23 protein-coding genes are annotated in these 19,739 nt (G+C 55.3%); 9 read left to right on the forward strand and 14 right to left on the reverse strand.

All coding sequences use genetic code 11. The annotated features are described in order from the left end of the window. Nucleotides 1-92: 92 nt before the first annotated feature. Complete coding sequence (locus tag O1724_RS02315; RefSeq protein ID WP_003855921.1) at nt 93-1,394, reverse strand: anaerobic C4-dicarboxylate transporter; 1,302 nt, start codon at nt 1,392-1,394, stop codon at nt 93-95. 116 nt (nt 1,395-1,510) lie between these two features. Then, a complete protein-coding gene (gene aspA, locus O1724_RS02320; RefSeq protein WP_003855923.1) occupies nt 1,511-2,947 on the reverse strand; it encodes an aspartate ammonia-lyase in 1,437 nt (478 codons plus the stop codon). A 334-nt stretch (nt 2,948-3,281) separates the two neighbouring features. On the opposite strand from aspA, the gene O1724_RS02325 reads away from it, so the two are divergent. Next, nucleotides 3,282-3,746, forward strand: coding sequence for an FxsA family protein (locus O1724_RS02325; RefSeq protein WP_176691013.1), 465 nt, complete (start codon nt 3,282-3,284; stop codon nt 3,744-3,746). A gap of 23 nt (nt 3,747-3,769) precedes the next feature. On the opposite strand, the gene yjeH is transcribed toward O1724_RS02325, so the two are convergent. Then, on the reverse strand, nt 3,770-5,017 hold the full coding sequence (gene yjeH, locus O1724_RS02330; RefSeq protein WP_063855854.1) for an L-methionine/branched-chain amino acid transporter: 1,248 nt from the start codon (nt 5,015-5,017) through the stop codon (nt 3,770-3,772). A gap of 178 nt (nt 5,018-5,195) precedes the next feature. Here yjeH and O1724_RS02335 point away from each other — a divergent pair, with 178 nt between their 5' ends. Then, nucleotides 5,196-5,489 carry a co-chaperone GroES gene (locus tag O1724_RS02335; RefSeq protein WP_003855929.1) on the forward strand — a complete coding sequence of 98 codons (294 nt, stop codon included), beginning with the start codon at nt 5,196-5,198 and terminating at the stop codon, nt 5,487-5,489. Nucleotides 5,490-5,529: 40 nt separating this feature from the next. Continuing rightward, nucleotides 5,530-7,176 carry a chaperonin GroEL gene (gene groL / locus O1724_RS02340; RefSeq protein WP_003855930.1) on the forward strand — a complete coding sequence of 549 codons (1,647 nt, stop codon included), beginning with the start codon at nt 5,530-5,532 and terminating at the stop codon, nt 7,174-7,176. Nucleotides 7,177-7,241: 65 nt separating this feature from the next. On the opposite strand, the gene iadA is transcribed toward groL, so the two are convergent. From iadA to O1724_RS02355, 3 genes are read right to left on the reverse strand one after another with little or no spacing between them, the layout of a single operon-like run. Further along, a complete protein-coding gene (gene iadA, locus O1724_RS02345) occupies nt 7,242-8,405 on the reverse strand; it encodes a beta-aspartyl-peptidase (protein WP_023315247.1) in 1,164 nt (387 codons plus the stop codon). 10 nt (nt 8,406-8,415) lie between these two features. Beyond that, on the reverse strand, nt 8,416-8,877 hold the full coding sequence (locus O1724_RS02350; protein WP_022650245.1) for a YjiG family protein: 462 nt from the start codon (nt 8,875-8,877) through the stop codon (nt 8,416-8,418). Beyond that, nucleotides 8,874-9,521 (reverse strand): nucleoside recognition domain-containing protein, encoded by a 648-nt coding sequence (locus O1724_RS02355; protein WP_022650246.1) that lies wholly within the window; start codon nt 9,519-9,521, stop codon nt 8,874-8,876. The genes O1724_RS02350 and O1724_RS02355 overlap by 4 nt, the downstream gene beginning before the upstream one ends. A gap of 233 nt (nt 9,522-9,754) precedes the next feature. On the opposite strand from O1724_RS02355, the gene O1724_RS02360 reads away from it, so the two are divergent. Then, the gene (locus O1724_RS02360; protein WP_003855938.1) at nt 9,755-10,108 is read left to right on the forward strand and encodes a DUF4156 domain-containing protein; all 354 of its coding nucleotides are present in this window, start codon (nt 9,755-9,757) and stop codon (nt 10,106-10,108) included. Between the two features lie 65 nt (nt 10,109-10,173). Here O1724_RS02360 and epmB read toward each other — a convergent pair whose 3' ends face one another. After that, nucleotides 10,174-11,202, reverse strand: coding sequence for an EF-P beta-lysylation protein EpmB (epmB, locus tag O1724_RS02365; protein ID WP_003855939.1), 1,029 nt, complete (start codon nt 11,200-11,202; stop codon nt 10,174-10,176). Between the two features lie 40 nt (nt 11,203-11,242). Here epmB and efp point away from each other — a divergent pair, with 40 nt between their 5' ends. The 3 genes from efp (at nt 11,243) to ecnB (ending at nt 12,253) form a co-directional block, all read left to right on the forward strand. Further along, on the forward strand, nt 11,243-11,809 hold the full coding sequence (efp, locus tag O1724_RS02370; RefSeq protein ID WP_003855940.1) for an elongation factor P: 567 nt from the start codon (nt 11,243-11,245) through the stop codon (nt 11,807-11,809). A gap of 57 nt (nt 11,810-11,866) precedes the next feature. After that, entirely contained in the window at nt 11,867-11,998 is a 132-nt protein-coding gene (locus O1724_RS02375; RefSeq protein WP_003855941.1) for an entericidin A/B family lipoprotein, read from the forward strand. Nucleotides 11,999-12,106: 108 nt separating this feature from the next. Then, the gene (ecnB, locus tag O1724_RS02380) at nt 12,107-12,253 is read left to right on the forward strand and encodes a lipoprotein toxin entericidin B (RefSeq protein ID WP_003855942.1); all 147 of its coding nucleotides are present in this window, start codon (nt 12,107-12,109) and stop codon (nt 12,251-12,253) included. Between the two features lie 37 nt (nt 12,254-12,290). On the opposite strand, the gene O1724_RS02385 is transcribed toward ecnB, so the two are convergent. Beyond that, nucleotides 12,291-12,890 carry a helix-turn-helix transcriptional regulator gene (locus O1724_RS02385; RefSeq protein WP_022650247.1) on the reverse strand — a complete coding sequence of 200 codons (600 nt, stop codon included), beginning with the start codon at nt 12,888-12,890 and terminating at the stop codon, nt 12,291-12,293. A gap of 262 nt (nt 12,891-13,152) precedes the next feature. Between O1724_RS02385 and sugE the strand changes: the two genes are divergently transcribed. Continuing rightward, nucleotides 13,153-13,470 carry a quaternary ammonium compound efflux SMR transporter SugE gene (gene sugE, locus O1724_RS02390; RefSeq protein ID WP_003855944.1) on the forward strand — a complete coding sequence of 106 codons (318 nt, stop codon included), beginning with the start codon at nt 13,153-13,155 and terminating at the stop codon, nt 13,468-13,470. On the opposite strand, the gene O1724_RS02395 is transcribed toward sugE, so the two are convergent. Both O1724_RS02395 and O1724_RS02400 read right to left on the reverse strand, forming a co-directional pair. Then, nucleotides 13,467-13,997 (reverse strand): lipocalin family protein, encoded by a 531-nt coding sequence (locus O1724_RS02395; RefSeq protein ID WP_003855945.1) that lies wholly within the window; start codon nt 13,995-13,997, stop codon nt 13,467-13,469. The two genes, sugE and O1724_RS02395, sit on opposite strands and share 4 nt — an antisense overlap. A 158-nt stretch (nt 13,998-14,155) precedes the next feature. Further along, the gene (locus O1724_RS02400) at nt 14,156-15,301 is read right to left on the reverse strand and encodes a cephalosporin-hydrolyzing class C beta-lactamase ACT-108 (protein ID WP_126297136.1); all 1,146 of its coding nucleotides are present in this window, start codon (nt 15,299-15,301) and stop codon (nt 14,156-14,158) included. Nucleotides 15,302-15,433: 132 nt separating this feature from the next. Here O1724_RS02400 and ampR point away from each other — a divergent pair, with 132 nt between their 5' ends. Beyond that, complete coding sequence (ampR, locus tag O1724_RS02405) at nt 15,434-16,309, forward strand: LysR family transcriptional regulator AmpR (RefSeq protein WP_003855952.1); 876 nt, start codon at nt 15,434-15,436, stop codon at nt 16,307-16,309. 29 nt (nt 16,310-16,338) lie between these two features. On the opposite strand, the gene frdD is transcribed toward ampR, so the two are convergent. From frdD to frdA, 4 genes are read right to left on the reverse strand one after another with little or no spacing between them, the layout of a single operon-like run. Further along, nucleotides 16,339-16,698, reverse strand: a complete 360-nt coding sequence (gene frdD / locus O1724_RS02410) for a fumarate reductase subunit FrdD (protein ID WP_000609653.1) — start codon at nt 16,696-16,698, stop codon at nt 16,339-16,341. 10 nt (nt 16,699-16,708) lie between these two features. Further along, nucleotides 16,709-17,104, reverse strand: coding sequence for a fumarate reductase subunit FrdC (gene frdC, locus O1724_RS02415; RefSeq protein WP_214595448.1), 396 nt, complete (start codon nt 17,102-17,104; stop codon nt 16,709-16,711). Between the two features lie 10 nt (nt 17,105-17,114). Beyond that, on the reverse strand, nt 17,115-17,849 hold the full coding sequence (locus tag O1724_RS02420; protein ID WP_003855955.1) for a succinate dehydrogenase/fumarate reductase iron-sulfur subunit: 735 nt from the start codon (nt 17,847-17,849) through the stop codon (nt 17,115-17,117). Further along, nucleotides 17,842-19,632 (reverse strand): fumarate reductase (quinol) flavoprotein subunit, encoded by a 1,791-nt coding sequence (frdA, locus tag O1724_RS02425; RefSeq protein WP_003855957.1) that lies wholly within the window; start codon nt 19,630-19,632, stop codon nt 17,842-17,844. The genes O1724_RS02420 and frdA overlap by 8 nt, the downstream gene beginning before the upstream one ends. Between the last annotated feature and the right edge of the window lie 107 nt (nt 19,633-19,739).

Consider the following 19,739-nt stretch of genomic DNA (forward strand, 5'->3'; position numbering starts at 1 on the left):
AAGTCTTCACTATATCACGCAAGGCGGTTGGTCATTAATGAAACGGGCCGCAGAGCGGCCCGTTTTTAACTATTTTTACAACGGCTAATCGTTTACAGCACAATGCCGCCGATGATAAAGCCGAGGATCACGCAGAGCGTAATCGCCACCACGCCCGGGATGAGGAACGCGTGGTTAAACACGTACTTACCAATACGGGTTGAGCCGGTGTCATCCATCTCAACTGCGGCCAGCAGGGTTGGGTAGGTGGGCAGCACGAACAGGGCGGAAACCGCTGCAAAAGAGGCAATCGCCGTCAGCGGCGTAACGCCCAGCATCAGTGCCGCAGGCATCAGCGCTTTGGTGGTCGCAGCCTGGGAGTACAGCAGCGTCGCGGCAAAGAACAGCACTACTGCCAGCAGCCACGGATAGTTGTGCAGCAGGTCGCCTGCAACGGTCTGGATATCGCTGATGTGCGCTTTCACAAAGGTATCACCGAGCCACGCCACGCCCAGCACGCACACGCAGGCGCTCATTCCGGATTTGAAGGTGCTGGCGTTCAGCACTTCGCTGGTGTCGATTTTACAGGTGATGCTGATCAGCGTCGCGATGGTCAGCATAAACACCACAATGGCTTCGTTACGCGGCAGAACCGGGTTCTGGATCAGACCTACCGTGTCGCTGATGGCGGTCGCGTAGAACATCACGGCGACGATACCAATCAGAAACAGCAGCACGGAGCGTTTTGCATGCGGCTTCAGCTCGAAGACCTGGCTACCGCGCAGGCTCACTTCACCTTTTGCCAGACGCTCCTGGTAAACCGGATCGTCTTTCAGCTCGGCACCGAGGAAGTTACACAGCACGGCAGTGATCATTACCGCAATCAGCGTGACCGGAATACAGATTGCCAGCAGCGTCAGGTAACTTACGCCCATTGGCTCAAGGATGCCCGCGAAGAAGACCACCGCCGCGGAAATAGGCGAGGCGGTAATCGCAATCTGGGAGGCGACCACGGCAATAGAAAGAGGGCGAGACGGGCGAATACCCTGCTCTTTCGCCACTTCGGTGATGACCGGCAGCGTGGAGAAGGCAGTATGGCCAGTACCGGCGAGAATGGTCATAAACCAGGTCACCAGCGGGGCAAGGAAGGTGATGTATTTCGGATGGCGACGCAGCATACGCTCCGCCAGGCTCACCAGGTAGTCCATACCGCCAGCGACCTGCATGGCCGCGATAGCAGCAATAACCGCCATGATGATTTCGATAACGTCAAAAGGGATTGCGCCGGGTTTAATCTGAAAGATCAGGGTAAGTACAAGCACTCCGAGACCGCCAGCAAAACCGATGCCGATTCCCCCGAGTCGTGCGCCCAAATAAATCGCCAACAGGACGATGACGAGTTCTGCTCCAAACATAAAGACCTGCCTTGCTCATTAACAAGTTGATATTGAATTGTTGTGTTTTGGTAACGCCCATAAAGAAAAAAGGCACGTCACAAGTGACGTGCCTTTCGGAAGCTTAGCCTGAACGGTTACTGTTCGCTTTCATCGGTATATCGTTTCGCTTTATATGCCGGGTGCATCAGGTTCTGGGCGGAGAAGATATCGTCCAGTTCGGCTTCGGTCAACAATCCTCGCTCGAGAACCACTTCACGTACGCTCTTACCGGTTTCGGCACAAATCTTCCCGACGATATCGCCGTTGTGGTGGCCGATGAACGGATTGAGGTAGGTGACGATGCCGATGGAGTTATAGACGTAGCCTTCACACACTTCTTTATTCGCGGTGATGCCGTTAATGCATTTTTCCAGCAGGTTGTAGCAGGCGTTAGTCAGAATATGGATAGATTCAAACATCGCCTGGCCAATCACCGGCTCCATCACGTTCAGCTGGAGCTGACCGGCTTCGGAGGCCATGGTGACGGTCGTATCGTTACCAATAACCTTGAAGCAAACCTGGTTCACCACTTCTGGCACCACCGGGTTCACTTTAGCTGGCATGATGGATGAACCCGCCTGCAACTCTGGCAGGTTGATTTCATTCAGGCCAGCGCGCGGACCGGAGGAGAGCAGGCGCAGGTCGTTACAGATTTTGGACAGTTTCACCGCCAGACGTTTCAGGGCGCTGTGCACCATCACGTAGGCGCCGCAGTCTGAGGTAGCTTCAATCAGGTCTTCCGCAGGCACAACCGGCAGGTTGGACACTTCAGCCAGCTTCTGTACCGCCAGTTGCTGATAGCCATCTGGCGTGTTCAGGCGTGTACCGATGGCGGTTGCGCCCAGGTTCACTTCCAGCAGCAGTTCGGACGTACGCAGCAGGTTTTTCGTCTCTTCGTTCAGCAGCACGTTAAACGCGTGGAATTCCTGTCCGAGGGTCATTGGCACCGCGTCCTGCAACTGGGTACGGCCCATTTTCAGGATGTCCTGGAACTCAACGGCTTTACGCTGGAAGCCATCGCCCAACTGATTAATCGCGTCGACCAGTTTAACGACAGAGGCATACACCGCGATGCGGAAGCCGGTTGGGTAGGCGTCGTTGGTGGACTGACATTTGTTAACGTGGTCGTTCGGGTTCAGGTACTGGTATTCACCTTTCTGATGACCCATCAGCTCCAGGCCGATGTTTGCCAGCACTTCGTTGGTGTTCATGTTGACAGAGGTGCCCGCGCCGCCCTGATAGACGTCGACCGGGAACTGATCCATGCATTTGCCGTTGTTCAGCACCTCATCGCACGCGGCGATAATCGCATTTGCAGCGCTTTTAGGAATGGTTTGCAACTCTTTGTTTGCCAGAGCCGCGGCTTTTTTTACCATCACCATGCCACGCACAAATTCAGGGATGTCGCTGATTTTGCTGTTGCTGATGTAGAAGTTTTCAATCGCTCTCAGAGTGTGAACACCATAGTAGGCATCCGCTGGAACTTCCCTGGTACCCAACAAATCTTCTTCGATACGAATGTTGTTTAACATGTGAACCTTCTTTTCAAGCTGCCGATGGATTGTACTAAACACACAGTATATATGTGGTTTTGAATATTTTATGACCGACGATTATTCCCTCAATCGGCCAGATGTTCGAGATCATATGCTGATGATAGCGAATTGCCGTAAGCTGGATCACTTATTATCGACCCGATTTCATGATAATTATTAATCTGTGAAATATGTCACCGCTTTAATATTTCCAAAAAAATATCCGTGCAAACCGATTGAAATTTGGCTAACCGTCGCCATCTCTTATCTACGCGCTTCGCGAACACATTCAGTCAGGGGCCAGAAGGCACCTGCCATACAGGAGATGCCAGTGCGCTGGATACCATTTATTGCTTTCTTTCTTTATGTTTACATTGAAATTTCGATTTTCATCCAGGTTGCCCATGTGCTGGGCGTCCTGCTGACGCTGATTCTGGTGATCTTCACCTCCGCCATCGGCATGTCGCTGGTGCGCAATCAGGGTTTCAAAAATTTCCTGTTAATGCAGCAGAAGATGGCCGCAGGCGAAAGCCCGGCCGCCGAGATGATCAAAAGCGTGTCGCTGATTATTGCTGGTTTGCTGCTGATCCTGCCGGGCTTCTTTACAGACTTCCTCGGCCTGCTGTTGCTGTTGCCGCCGGTGCAGAAGCACCTGACCATGAAGCTGCTGCCGCATCTGCGTTTCAGCCGTATGCCAGGCGGTGGTTTCAGCACCGGCCCGGGGGATACCTTTGAAGGGGAATACCAGCGTAAGGATGAGCAGCGCGACCGGTTAGATCATAAAGACGATCGGTGAGTTTCTGGCCCGGTGGCGCTCGCTCACCGGGCCTGCGGAGCTTGCCGCTTCGGTAAAAACACCCACAGCCCCGCCAGCATGACGATGGCGTACACACTCTTCCATCCCACCATCGCCAGCAGCATCAGGCACAGGACACACCCGACAGCCGCCAGCGCCTTAAAACGTCCTTTCAGTAGCCGACAGCCCGCCAGCATGCACAGCAGGTAGATCATAATGAAAATACCGTTGGCGTAGACAATCAGCGCGTCAAGGTTGATGTCGAGGAGATAAATGGCCAGGGAACTCACCACGCAGCAGCCCAGTACGGTATTCAGCGCATTCACCGGAAGCTGACGCTTTGACAGGCGTGAGAGGGGGCTATCCGGTTTATAAAGTGCCTGAGACCACACCAGCCGGGCGAAGCTCTGAATATAAATGTTGAGGCTGGCAAAGCAGGCGAGATAGCCAATCACGCAGGCTACCCACAGGGCTTTAACACCAAACAGCTGCACCACGATGCCCGGCAGCGACGCGGCGGCGGCTTTCTCTTCACTGAACGCGTTGAAGTGCAGCACCAGTACGGTACAGGCCCAATACACTGTGCCCGCCAGCATCAGGCCAAACATCAGAGCGCGGGGAAAGTCACGCTCGGGCTGTTTAAACTCGGATGCCAGATGAGCGAACGCCTCCAGACCGACGAAACACCAGAACATGACGGATAGTGCAGCGAAAAGCTGTGCGTGGTCGATGTCGTTAATCGCGGGGAAAGGAATATCCGCCACCGTAATGTCACCCGCAAACCAGATGGCGACGATCAGCGCGACAATTAACACGGCGACCAGCGTTTGCAGATTGGCGCTGGAACTGGCCCCTCGCGAGCCAACCCACCAGACAATCGCCAGCGTACCGATTTCAGCCAGCAGCAGTTGTTCATCGTGCCAGCCAAACAGCGCCTGTCCGAAGCCGGTTGCGATATGCAGGGCTGCCGGAAGGCCAACGGGTATCACCGACAAAAATAGCCAGCCGGTGACACGCTTCATCCGCGGCCCAAACGCCATGCCGACAAAATGCGCTACGCCGCCTGCGCTCGGGAAGTGCCGCCCGAGTATGGCAAAGACAATCGCCACCGGAAACACCAGCACGATCAGCACCGGCCATGCCCAAAGACTGTTATTGCCGGCAACCAACGCCGCCAGCGCGGGAACCGCAAATACCCCCGTGCCTAATAAAGACGTTGAGAGTAAGCCAATGCCCTGCGCCAGCCCCAACTCCTGCCTGAGTCCACTCATTTACCTCGTCCCGCCACCATCAAAAGAGAGTGGATGGTAACACTTTCGCAAATTTTTTTTCGATTACCCCTTGAAGGGGTAAAAAGCTATCCCCATCTCTCAGGGCACTAGCCGGAAAACCGCATGCGGACCGGCGTCATCCATAACTGATAATGACTTTCTCAAAGGAGAGCTATCAATGAGTATTCGTCCGTTACATGATCGTGTGATCGTCAAACGTAAAGAAGTTGAAACCAAGTCTGCTGGCGGCATCGTTCTGACCGGTTCAGCAGCAGCAAAATCAACGCGTGGCGAAATCATCGCTGTCGGTAAGGGCCGCATCCTGGAAAACGGAACTGTGCAGCCACTGGACGTTAAAGTTGGTGACATCGTCATTTTCAACGATGGCTACGGCGTGAAATCCGAGAAGATCGACAATGAAGAAGTGTTGATCATGTCCGAGAGCGACATTCTGGCAATTGTTGAAGCGTAATTAACGCACGAAAACTGTACGAATTTGAGGAAATAAGAACATGGCAGCTAAAGACGTAAAATTCGGTAACGACGCTCGTGTAAAAATGCTCCGCGGCGTAAACGTACTGGCAGACGCAGTGAAAGTCACTCTGGGCCCGAAAGGCCGTAACGTAGTGCTGGACAAATCCTTCGGCGCGCCAACCATCACCAAAGATGGTGTTTCTGTTGCACGTGAAATCGAGCTGGAAGACAAGTTCGAAAACATGGGCGCACAGATGGTGAAAGAAGTTGCCTCTAAAGCGAACGACGCTGCCGGTGACGGTACCACCACCGCGACCGTACTGGCGCAGGCGATCATCACCGAAGGCCTGAAAGCCGTTGCTGCGGGCATGAACCCAATGGATCTGAAACGTGGTATCGACAAAGCCGTCGCTTCCGCTGTTGAAGAACTGAAAGCGCTGTCCGTACCGTGCTCTGACTCTAAAGCCATTGCTCAGGTTGGTACTATCTCCGCTAACTCCGACGAAACCGTAGGTAAACTGATCGCTGAAGCGATGGATAAAGTCGGTAAAGAAGGCGTGATCACCGTTGAAGACGGTACTGGTCTGGAAGACGAACTGGACGTGGTTGAAGGTATGCAGTTCGACCGCGGTTACCTGTCCCCATACTTCATCAACAAGCCAGAAACTGGCGCTGTTGAGCTGGAAAGCCCGTTCATCCTGCTGGCTGACAAGAAAATCTCCAACATCCGCGAAATGCTGCCAGTGCTGGAAGCCGTTGCGAAAGCAGGCAAGCCGCTGGTAATCATTGCTGAAGACGTTGAAGGCGAAGCGCTGGCGACCCTGGTGGTTAACACCATGCGTGGCATCGTGAAAGTGGCAGCGGTTAAAGCACCTGGCTTCGGCGATCGTCGTAAGGCGATGCTCCAGGATATCGCTACCCTGACCGGCGGTACCGTGATCTCCGAAGAGATCGGTATGGAGCTGGAAAAAGCGACTCTGGAAGACCTGGGCCAGGCGAAACGCGTTGTGATCAACAAAGACACCACCACCATCATCGACGGTGTGGGTGAAGAAGCCGCTATTCAGGGCCGTGTTGGTCAGATCCGTAAGCAGATCGAAGAAGCAACTTCCGATTACGACCGTGAAAAACTCCAGGAGCGCGTAGCGAAACTGGCAGGTGGCGTAGCGGTAATCAAAGTCGGTGCGGCTACCGAAGTTGAAATGAAAGAGAAGAAAGCACGCGTTGACGACGCCCTGCACGCGACCCGTGCTGCGGTAGAAGAAGGCGTGGTTGCTGGTGGTGGTGTCGCGCTGGTGCGTGTAGCCGCTAAACTGGCTGGCCTGACTGCTCAGAACGAAGACCAGAACGTGGGTATCAAAGTTGCGCTGCGTGCAATGGAAGCTCCGCTGCGTCAGATCGTGTCCAACGCCGGTGAAGAGCCGTCTGTGGTTGCGAACAAGGTGAAAGCGGGTGAAGGTAACTACGGTTACAACGCGGCAACTGAAGAATACGGCAACATGATCGACTTCGGTATCCTGGATCCAACTAAAGTGACCCGTTCTGCTCTGCAATACGCGGCATCTGTAGCTGGCCTGATGATCACGACCGAGTGCATGGTGACCGACCTGCCTAAAGGCGACGCGCCTGACTTAGGTGCTGCTGGTGGTATGGGCGGCATGGGTGGCATGGGCGGCATGATGTAATCATGCTGTTCTGAACCTCTCAGAACGAGCCCCGGGCAGCAATGCCCGGGGTTTTTTATTATCTTCTACTCAAACGTGCCTTTCACGCACACCACGCCTTCACGCACCATCTGGCGGCCTTTCGCCCAGACCTCACGGATCTTCAGGTCATCCGTCAGCACCAGGAAATCGGCATCGCATCCGGGCGCGATCCGCCCTTTATGCTCCAGACCGAGAAACTCCGCCACGTTACGCGTAAATGGCAGAAGTGCCTCCTCCAGAGGCAGGTGATACCGGCCGACCAGCTGCTGTAGCGTATCAAGCAGGGACTCAAAACCCGCCACGCCAATGCCAACAAGATTACCGTTTGCGTCAAAATTCGGCTGGCTGCCGTTGCCATCCGAGCTGAGCGTGAGCCGGTTAAACGGCACCTGCGCGTCACGGGCCGTCGCGATGGCGGTAGCGGCATCAATGGGCTCACTGATGCTGGTGGTGATGTCGATGTACCCCCCTTCGCGGGCATAGTCCAGTGCGGCGTGGAACAGTGCCTGGGCGCGGTTGACGTGGGTTGGCAGCAGCTTCGTGCGAGGCACGTCGGCGTTATTCAGGATGTTAAGCAGTGGCTCCAGCAGTTTAGGGCTGTTGCCGAGGTGAAATACGGATATCCCCGCTTTGGCGCCCAGCAGCCCGCCGACGCGCGACTGGGCGGCCATATTCGCGAGCTGGTCATCTGCCGGTGCGGAAGAGCGATGGTCAGAAATCGCGCATTTCACGCCAATGATTTTATCAATTAGCGCCACATCCTTTTCGATACTGCCAGTGATCGTCGGAGAAGGCAGGCCATACGCGCCTGTCAGCATCCATGCGCTGATCCCTTCATGCTCAAGTGCCCGCGTTTTCGCCAGCAGCGACTCGGGATGGCGGGTCACGCCGTCGGTGCCCAGCAGGCCTACAACGGAGGTGATGCCAGCCGCCACCAGCGCAGACAATCGTACCTCTGGCGTCCGGGTGTGGGGACCGGCTTCACCGCCGCCGCCAATCAGGTGTACATGCTGATCGATAAACCCCGGGCAAACCACCGCTCCGGCGAGATCGCTTTCAGGACAGTCTGGCCTCATTGTGGCGTGGCCCGCTTTTTCGACTGCGACGATTTTTCCTCCGGCAATCAGCAGATCGCAATGCCCAAGAGCCTCGGGAGCGTAAAGCTGCGCATTGCGGAAAAGGTGCGGTTCCAGCACTGAAAAATCCATTTTTATCTCCTCAGAAGAGTAGTTGCATCACCCACATTGAGAGCAGGGCGTTAATGACGCAGACAGCGATGATGTGCGGATAATACTTCGGGTTGACGCCTGCGGTGCCAAGGCAACGGCCCGTGTTTTGCACCGGATTACCCATCAGATAGATGGCGGGCAGCAGGATGGTTGCATCGTGACCGTTGAGCGTGCCGGCAGCGACCAGACTGGCGCAGACCCCCACACCGCCCCCCATGCTCATCACCGAGGCCAGAAGAACCGTTGCCGCCGCACCCGGAAGTCCCCAAAGAGCCATGATGGGCTCGCATACCCTGCCGACAATTTCCAGCAGGCCGGTTACCTTGAGCGCCTGAATGATAACAAATGCCATGACCACGTTCGGCAGCAGGCTGGTGGTGGCGATGGTAAAGCCGCGGCGGGCGCCATCGATAAACAAGTCCATGATATTTTTACGCGGTTGGGCGATCATTTTTCCTCCTGAGCGCAGCGAACTTCCATGTGGGCGATCCACAGTCGCAGAAAGTTGGCGCCAACAAATTTGAACACCAGAATGACGGCAAGCGGCGTGATTACCGGGACGGTAATAAAGGTAAAGAGTGCGGCGCCGGAAGAAAAATAGTTGGTAATAATGGCGCTACCGCTGGTCTGGAAGGTGGCGAAAATGGCGCGCTCATGGTCAGTAATCGCCCCTTCGTTGGTCAACTCTTTGGTCATCCCTGCGGCAGCATCAGTATTTTGCAGGTTGGCGATAAGCGCCAGAGAGCAAATGCCCGGCACGCCGAGCAGCGGGCGCAGAATGGGCGTCATAAGCTGTTGTGCGGCGCGCAGCCCGCCCAGCCCCTCGGTAACGGCAATGATCCCGAGCGATAAAATGACCGAGGGCGCCAGTTCAAGGGCAAACAAAAACCCATCTTTCGCTCCCGTGCCGCCCTCGCCGCGAAACGTCAGCGCACCGTTCACCGGTCCAAAGCTGCCGTTCAGGACGGTAAAATCCAGCACGCGCCACCATTCGGTACTTTTGGCGAAAAAACCTGAGAAAAATACGATGGTGAGCACGAACGCCAGATAGCCCACCCAGGTTACTTTTTCCTCTCCTGAGGATGATGCACTCATGAAACCCCCTTTTTTGAGTCGCGTACAAAAGTTGTACGTCGCATCACTAAAAACGATCGGGGGCTAAAACACGATATCCCAAAGGTTATTATCAGAATTCATTTAAGATGTCGGAGGAGTGCCAGCGGAATCTGGCTCGCAGAAATGCTCAGCATTTTTCTTTTGGTCATCTTTTTAGTATAAGGTTTACACGCGGACAACTACTGTCCAGCTTATTGAAAACGAGGAATAACATGCGCATAAAAGTCTGTGCAGGGATTGTAGGTGCAGCATTGCTGCTGGCGGGTTGTAGCACCAGCAATGAGCTGACGGCAGCGGGCCAGAGCGTTCGCTTTGTGGAAGATAAGCCGGGCAGCGAATGCCAGCTGTTAGGCACCGCCACTGGCGAGCAAAGCAACTGGATGTCGGGGCAGCACGGCGAAGAGGGCGGCTCTATGCGCGGTGCGGCCAATGCCCTGCGTAATCAGGCTGCGGCAATGGGCGGCAACGTGATTTACGGGGTGAGCAGCCCGACGCAGGGGATGCTGTCCAGCTTTGTGCCAACCGCCAGCCAGATGAACGGCCAGGTCTATAAGTGCCCGAACTGATATAACCGTTTGATGGTGCTGCCGCTTTATCTCCAGGGCAGGTAAGCGTAGCGCCACCTGCCTTTTTACTGCTGACGCAGCTGCAAATCCAGCGGCGTCTTACTCGGCTCTCCGCCAATCTCACGTGCCAGCTTCGGCACCATATAACCTGAAACCAGCGTTAACAGCTCGCGCATAATCTTCCGGGCCTCTTCATCTGTCACCATGAAGTGCGCCGCGCCCTGGACGCGATCCAGAACATGCAGGTAATAGGGCATAACGCCCGCATCAAATAAGGCATTGCTGAGATCGGCCAGCACGCGGGCGCTGTCGTTCACGCCGCGCAGTAATACGCTCTGGTTGAGCAGCGTCACGCCTGCCTTTCGCATACGCGCCATCGCCGCACGAAAGTCCGCGTCAATTTCATTCGCGTGGTTGATATGATTCACCAGCAGCACCTGCAAACGGGACTGCTCCAGGCGCGTGACCAGGGCGTCGGTGATACGCGCCGGGATGACGATCGGTAAACGGCTGTGAATGCGCAGACGCTTAATGTGCGGGATGGTCTCAAGCTGAGTCAGCAGCCAGTCCAGCTCATGATCTTTTGCCATCAGCGGATCGCCGCCGGAAAAAATGATTTCATCCAGTTCCGGGTGTGCCGTGATGTAGTCCAGCGCCACCTGCCAGTTGCGCTTATTGCCCTGGTTTTCGGCGTACGGGAAGTGGCGACGGAAGCAATAGCGGCAATTTACCGCGCAACCGCCCTTAACCAGCAGCAGGGCACGATTGCGGTATTTATGCAGCAAACCCGGTACGACACTGTTCTGCTCTTGCAGCGGATCGGTGCTGTAGCCGGGGGCGGTAATAAACTCATCCTGAGAGGTAAGCGTTTGTTTTAATAACGGATCATCAGGATTGCCCTTTTCCATTCGGGCAACAAACGCGCGGGGAACGCGCAGGGCGAAAAGGCGTTTCGCCTCACGACCTGCACGCAACGCTTCGTGCTGTTCGAGGTCTAAAAGACGCAGCAATTCATCAGGACTGGTGATTACATCGGCAAGTTGCGATAACCAATCTTCTCTGGACGGGGTGTTTAGGGTTACAATATGCGCCATTTTGTGGCTTAGCTACCAGTTAACAAATTTAGAGGGCCTTATGGCAACGTACTATAGCAACGATTTTCGTGCTGGTCTTAAAATCATGATGGACGGCGAACCGTACGCGGTTGAAGCCAGCGAATTCGTTAAACCAGGTAAAGGCCAGGCATTCGCACGCGTAAAGCTGCGTCGCCTGCTGACCGGTACCCGTGTTGAGAAAACCTTCAAATCTACTGACTCCGCTGAAGGCGCTGATGTTGTCGATATGAACCTGACTTACCTGTACAACGACGGTGAGTTCTGGCACTTCATGAACAACGAAACCTTCGAGCAGCTGTCTGCGGACGCAAAAGCGATTGGTGACAACGCCAAGTGGCTGCTGGATCAGGCTGAGTGCATCGTGACCCTGTGGAACGGTCAGCCTATCGCGGTTACGCCTCCGAACTTCGTTGAGCTGGAAATCGTTGAAACCGATCCAGGTCTGAAAGGTGATACCGCAGGTACTGGCGGCAAGCCTGCCACCCTGTCTACCGGCGCTGTGGTGAAAGTGCCACTGTTCGTACAGATCGGTGAAGTGATCAAAGTGGATACCCGCTCCGGCGAATACGTATCCCGCGTGAAGTAATTTACGTCGTGATGTAAGGCGCAGCGCCCGCTGCGCCTGATTTTGCAGGCAGGGAAGATGAAACGTACCGTTAAAATTCTGCTTCTGTTAGCGCTCTCCAGCGCAATTCTCTCCGGTTGCAACACCGCGCGTGGCATGGGTGAAGATATCCAGGATCTCGGCCATATCATTTCCCATGCGGCCAGCTAATTCCGTCTAATTTTCCTAAAAATTCTTCCTTTTCCGTCAAACGACAAGATCTTGTCTATTCTTAAGTTGCTATACACAAAATAACTTTGGCTATAAAAGGAAGATATTATGGTTAAGAAAACAATTGCAGCGATCTTTTCTGTTCTGGTGCTTTCTTCGGTACTGACTGCATGTAACACCACCCGTGGCGTAGGGGAAGATATCTCCGACGGTGGTAACGCGATTTCTGGCGCAGCAACTAAAGCTCAGAACTAATGAAAGCGACGGTACGGCAGGTCATTTCACCGTACCGTCAATTCTCCACTTCCTGTAGCGATAAAAACGGGGAGTAGCGCGTATCCATATGTAGCTTCATGCGGATATTGCGTTTGTACGTGTACACCGTTTTTCCGTTAATGCGCAGATTGCTGGCAATTTTCTGGTTGCTCGCGCCATCCATCCACAGGCTAAGAACTCTCTCTTCCTGACGCGTCAGTAACGGTGCTGCCATCTCCGGAAGCTCCGCGCTTGCGCATGACGTTAGCGCGTCATTTATCACCGCCGCTAGTTTTTCCAGATCGGTATTTTTGGAAAGAGAAGACCATATCGGGAACTGCGCCAGATAATCTGTCATCTCTTGCTCCTGGCCTGATTGCAGCATAATAAAAGGCAATGTTTCGCTGGCAATCAGCAGGGAGGATAGCTGCTGAAAATGGTGTAAATCCTGCCGGAAGCCAGATAAATCAGCGATGACCAGCGCAGGTTTCCATTGCAGGATATGCTCTCTGGCGAGGAAAAGATTATTTACCCCGGTTACGACGAAATGACCCGAAAACAGGTCTGAATGATTGACCCAGGCTTCAAATCCCGTGCGGGTGAAGTGACAACGGTCAATCAAAAGAATTTTAAACATAAAATTTTCGCAGTCGGCTAGTGGTTTGGCTTCCTGCCATCAGAAAGCCTATCATCATAGAGAAGTCGGATGAGTCATAAATGCCTGAACTCCGTGTCTTACTGAGGCTATTTCTTGCCTTAACATGTTCAGCAGAAAAAGTTTGAAAAAAAATTCCATGCTAACCAAAATATAAGGCGCAACCTCAGCCTTGCGGGACGACCCGTAAGCGCTTCATTCATCGGGGACGGCCCCAACTTGTCGTTAAGTTAAGGAGCCTGATATGTCCTGGATCGTTCTTGTTATTGCCGGTTTGCTCGAAGTGGTATGGGCAATTGGCCTGAAATATACCCATGGTTTTACCCGCCTGACGCCCAGCGTCATCACTATCGCCGCAATGATTGTCAGTATCGTCATGTTGTCATGGGCGATGCGAAGCTTGCCAGTCGGAACGGCTTACGCTGTCTGGACGGGAATTGGCGCGGTAGGGGCTGCCATTACCGGTATTCTGCTGCTGGGGGAGTCTGCGAGCCTGGCGCGCATCGCCAGCCTCGCGTTAATCGTCGCGGGTATCATCGGCTTAAAACTCAGTACCCACTAATGCGGCTGTTTTACCCAGAGTAATTTCGTCACGTCAAACCCTTGCCGGGTCGCTATGTCCAGCATCTGCTGTTTCATTTCCGCCGGGATCGTTGGCGTGCGGGAGAGGATCCACAGATAGTTGCGATCCGGCCCACACACCAGCGCATGGCGGTACTCTCTGTCCAGCGCAATGACGTTATACCCGCCGTAGAATGGGCCGATGAAAGAGACTTTCATGGCCGCGCGGTTAGACGCGCCGGTGAAATAGGCCTGACCAACTGACTGCTGCCACATCTGGCGATCCGGGTTATAGCCGCGGTTAATGACCCGGATCCCGCCGTCATCCATCGCGCTGTAGTTGACCGTGACTTTTTCTAAGCCCCGTTCGAACTGATGGTCCATTCGGGCGATTTCATACCAGGTGCCGAGGAAGCGCTGTGCGTCGAAATTACTGACTACCGTGACGCCAGGCGGAGGAGTAGGGGAACTGCAAGCAACCACTAAAAACGCGGCTGTTACTGCGGCAATAACAGGCAGAATGCGCATAGGAGTTTCCTTACTGTTTTTTGTTAAGTGTAGATGACAGCAGGGAAAATGCGGGAGATTGTGTAGGGGGTTTTGCCGGGTGGCGGCTTCGCCTTACCCGGCCTACAAAGTTCACGCGTTGTGTAGGCCGGGTAAGCGCAGCGCCACCCGGCAATGTTTTACTGTAGCGCCTCGAGGATATGGTATGCCGCCTCAACGCGTGCCGGGTTCGGATAGCTTTTATTCGCGAGCATTACAATACCGACCTGCTTTTCAGGAATAAAGGCCACGTAGCTGCCAAACCCGCCAGTAGAACCCGTTTTATGGACCCAGGACGCTTTGACCGGGGGAGCCGGTGGATTCACTTCTGCCACGGGTAACGGCGCCAGCGCTACCTTACTGTCGCTGCCTTCGACCACCGTGTTGACCTCCACGGGCCAGTTGAGCATCTCCCAGCCCAGACCCTGATACATTGACCCGATACGCCAGTAGCGCGACTGCGCCAGCGCGATGCCCTGCTTAAGTGAGGCATCGGCAACCTTCTCCGGCGCCATGTTTGCCATGACCCAGTTCGCCATATCCTGCACGTTGGTTTTCACGCCATAGGCTTGTGCATCCAGCATTCCCGGCGAAACGCGCACCGCTTTACCGTCACGATAGCCCCAGGCGTAATGCGCCTCTTCCGCTTTCGGCACGTTAATCCAGGTGTGATGCAGCGCCAGCGGTTTGAATACTCGCTCGGTCATCGCCTGCTCGTAGCGCATGCCGGAAGGCTTAACCGCCAGCGCACCAAACAGGCCGATGCTGGCGTTGGCATAAAGGCGCGTTGTGCCTGGCTTCCACTGTGGCTGCCAGTGTTGATAGAAGCGCAGCAGGGAGGCGTCATCCGTCACCTCATCGGGCACCTGTAGCGGCAGACCGCCTGCGGTGTAGGTGGCGAGATCCAGCATTCGAATCCCTTGCCACTGCTTGCCCGTCAGCTCAGGCCAGTATCTGGTCACCGGATCGTCCAGCGAAATTTCACCGCGAGCAATGGCATCCCCACCTAAAACGCCGGTGAAGGTTTTACTTATAGAACCCAGCTCGAACAGGGTCTGAGGCGTAACGGGTTTATTCGCCGCGATATCGGCCTTGCCAAACGTGTAATAGTGCGGTTTTCCCTGATAAATAACGGCCACCGCCATGCCTGGAACAGACTGGGCTTTCATCAGCGGGGTAACCGTATTCGCGACCACCTCCGCCAGCTGTTTTTCTGATACTGGCGCGGCGAGAGCAGAGCAAGAGAGGCCCAGCAGCAGGGCGCAGCAAAGGGATTTTTTCATCATCAGTAATCTTCCGTAATAGCGAGTCAAGGGGATGTCCGGGCCCGTCAGACAGGCGTAGTCTGTTGGATTTGACTGTGCCTGACAAACGGTTAAATTTAGCATTAGCTGTTAATTTTTCTAACGGAAGAGACCATGACGCGAAGCTATCTCCCCCTCAATTCGCTTCGGGCTTTTGAAGCCGCCGCGAGACATCTCAGCTTTACGCATGCGGCCATTGAGCTGAACGTGACCCATTCAGCCATTAGCCAGCATGTGAAAACGCTGGAGCAGCACCTGAACTGTCAGCTGTTCGTTCGCGTGTCGCGCGGGCTGATGTTGACTACCGAGGGTGAAAATTTACTGCCGGTGCTGAATGATTCTTTCGATCGTATAGCCGGAATGCTGGATCGCTTCGCTAACCATCGTGCGCAGGAGAAGCTGAAAATCGGCGTGGTGGGTACATTTGCCACCGGGGTTTTATTCTCGCAGCTGGAGGATTTTCGCCGTGGCTATCCGCACATCGATCTTCAGCTTTCCACCCATAACAACCGCGTTGATCCGGCTGCCGAAGGGCTTGACTATACGATCCGATACGGTGGCGGGGCGTGGCACGGCACCGAGGCTGAATTCCTTTGTCATGCGCCGCTCGCGCCGCTGTGTACGCCCGATATCGCCGCCAGTCTGCACAGTCCGGCCGACATCCTCAGGTTTACGCTGCTGCGCTCTTACCGACGCGATGAATGGACCGCGTGGATGCAGGCGGCCGGCGAGCATCCCCCTTCGCCAACGCACCGCGTGATGGTATTTGATTCGTCCGTGACCATGCTGGAGGCCGCTCAGGCAGGGGTGGGCATTGCCATTGCGCCTGTCGATATGTTTACCCATCTGTTAGCCAGCGAGCGCATTGTGCAGCCCTTTGCGACGCAGATTGAGCTCGGCAGCTACTGGCTGACCCGATTGCAGTCCCGGGCAGAAACGCCAGCCATGCGCGAATTTTCCCGGTGGCTGGTGGAGAAGATGAAAAAGTAAAAAGCCCGCCGGATGGCGGGCCTGTTCAGTCAGATGGTGACCACGGCAATCAACGTGACGACCGTCAGAATGGTCGCCAGACCGTAGAAGACCCATTTACCGCTTGGCACATGGATTTTCAGATCGTGCATCGCATGGTGGATACGGTGCAGACCACACCACAGCGGCAGGACGATCATCAGGAAGATGAACACGCGGCCAATAAAGCTGCTCGCAAAGGCCAGTACGCGCTCATAGCTCAGCGCATCGCCCGGGAACAACCCCAGCGGCAGCATGATCCCGACCAGCAGGATAATGACCGGGGCAATAATGGCGCTCCACATGCCGCCTGCGCCAAACAGCCCCCAGAAAACCGGCTCGTCTGAACGTTTTGGATTTGGATTGATCACAGTAGTCTCCTTACCAGAACAGTGCGACAAACAGAATGACCACAGAGACAACTGCTGTCACTGCCCAGAGCCCTTTAATGACCGGCTCTGGCCCCATTTTTTCGCCTTTTACAATGATGTTCGCTGCTTTTGGCGCCAGTTCAAACCAGGTTTTGGTATGAAGCAGCGCGGCGGCGAGCACAATCAGGTTCAGTACTACGATGATTGGGTTTTGCAGGAAGCCCACAAAACTGGCCCAGGCTTCCGGGCCGTGCTTGAGGGCATACACCCCGTACATCAGCTCAAGGCTGAACCAGACCGCCGGTACCGCTGTGCCTTCACGCAGCATGTAGAAGCGATAAAACGGCAGGTTTTTCCACCAGGTGGACGGCACAGGCCGCACATAGGCTTTGCGTTTAGTCGTCATCATGCACTCCTTAGCGTGGTTTCAGGGTAGCGATAAGAAAGTCTTTCGAGCTTTCCACTTTACCCTGCTGAATGGCGGCGGCCGGGTCGACGTGCTTCGGACAGACTTCGGAGCAGTAACCCACAAAGGTACAGGTCCAGACGCCGTTCTGGCTGTTAAGCTGCGCCATACGTTCTTTTTTACCGTGGTCGCGGCTGTCTTCGTTATAGCGGTGCGCCAGGGTAATGGCGGCCGGGCCGATGAACTCGGGGTTCAGGCCAAACTGCGGACAGGCGGCGTAGCAAAGACCGCAGTTAATGCAGCCGGAGAACTGATGGTATTTCGCCATCTGAGCCGGGGTCTGGGTGTTTGGCCCCTGATCCGGCGTGCGCGGGTTGCCAATAATGTAAGGCTTAATGGCTTCCAGGCTTTCGATAAAGTGGGTCATATCGACCACCAGATCGCGCTCGATAGGGAAGTTGCCCAGGGCTTCGACCTTGATGCCTTTGGTGTAGTCACGCAGGAAGGTCTTACAGGCCAGCTTCGGCACCTTGTTGACCATCATGCCGCAGGAGCCGCAGATCGCCATGCGGCAGGACCAGCGGTAGCTCAGGTCTGGCGCCAGGTTGTCTTTGATATAGCCGAGCGCATCCAGCAGGGAGGTTTGCTCGTCGTAAGGGACTTCATAGAAAGCGCTATGCGGCGCGGCGTCCACTTCCGGATTGTAGCGCACCACTTCAACTTTCAGTTTTTGCATCTCAGCCATTCGCCTTCTCCTTCTTATCGGCGGCTTCTGCTTCTGCACCGTACACGCGTTTCGCCGGTGGCAGCGTGGTGATTTTCACGTCGCTGTAATCCAGACGGGTGGTGCCATCCGCATCGCGCCAGGCGAGAGTGTGTTTAAGGAAATTGACGTCGTCACGTTCAGTGCAGCCCTCATCCAGACGCTGGTGCGCGCCGCGGGACTCTTTACGCGCCAGGGCGGAATGGGCCATACATTCTGCGACGTTCAGGCCGTGGCCCAGTTCAATGGTATAAAGCAGATCGGTATTGAAGACGCTGGAAGTGTCGGTGATACGCACGCGCTTGAAGCGCTCCTGCAACTCCGCCAGCTTATCGACGGTTTTCTGCATCAGCTCTGGCGTACGGTAGATCCCGCAGCCTTCTTCCATCGACAGCCCCATTTCGTCGCGGATCTTCGACCAGTTTTCGTTACCTTCCTGGTTCACCAGGTCTTTCAGGCGTTTTTCGACGTCTGCAACCTGCGCATCCAGCGCCGCGCTGTTAGCTTCACCTGCCGTTGCGGCACGCTCCACCGCACGTTCGCCCGCCATGCGACCAAAGACCACCAGCTCAGCCAGCGAGTTCGAGCCCAGACGGTTTGCGCCGTGCAGACCGACGGAGGAACACTCGCCCACCGCAAACAGCCCTTTGATGCGGGTTTCGCACTGCTGATCGGTTTCGATGCCGCCCATGGTGTAGTGCGCGGTTGGACGCACCGGGATCGGTTCTTTCACCGGATCGACGCCCACATACGCTTTCGCCAGCTCGCAGATAAACGGCAGACGCTCCAGCAGTTTCTTCTCGCCGAGATGACGCAGGTCGAGATGCACCACGTCGCCGCGCGGCGTTGAGATGGTGTTGCCTTTGCGCCACTCGTGCCAGAAAGCCTGAGAGACTTTGTCGCGAGGGCCGAGTTCCATGTATTTGTTTTTCGGCTCGCCAAGTGGGGTTTCCGGACCCATGCCGTAATCCTGCAAATAGCGATAGCCGTTTTTGTTGACCAGAATTCCGCCTTCGCCGCGGCAGCCTTCCGTCATCAGTATGCCGGAGCCCGGTAGGCCGGTTGGGTGATACTGGACGAACTCCATATCACGCAGCGGGACGCCGTGGCTGAGCGCCATGCCCATACCGTCACCGGTGACGATGCCGCCGTTGGTGTTGTAGCGGTATACGCGGCCCGCGCCGCCCGTTGCCATCACCACCGCATTAGCGCGGATCTGGACAAGCGTGCCTTCCATCATGTTCATCGCCACCAGTCCGCGCGCATGACCGTCGTCGACCAGAATGTCGAGAACGAAATGTTCGTCAAAGCGCTGGATTTGTGGGAACTGGAGGGAGGTCTGGAACAGGGTGTGCAGCATGTGGAAGCCGGTCTTATCGGCGGCAAACCAGGTGCGTTCGATCTTCATGCCACCGAAGCGGCGGACGTTGACGCTCCCGTCCGGACGGCGGCTCCACGGGCATCCCCACTGTTCCAGCTGGGTCATCTCCGTTGGGCAATGGTGCACGAAGTAATCAACGACATCCTGTTCGCAAAGCCAGTCGCCCCCTGCAACCGTGTCGTGGAAATGGTATTCGAAGCTGTCATGATCCTGCGCGACGGCAGCGGATCCTCCTTCTGCGGCTACCGTGTGGCTGCGCATCGGATAGACTTTTGAAATCAATGCGATTTTAGCGTTCGGATTGGCTTGTGCCGCAGCAATTGCAGCGCGTAATCCAGCCCCGCCAGCGCCTATTACGGCAAGATCGGCTTGAAAAGTTTGCACGACATTCCTCCAGATTTTTGTTTTCCCGCAACGCGATGAGCTAAAGGACGTTCACCTGCCCGAACGGGCGATTGCGGAAGCGATTCCACTGCTCCTTTATGGGTAAA

It is taken from the genome of Enterobacter cloacae complex sp. HYC074_NIDB (genome assembly GCF_056673345.1).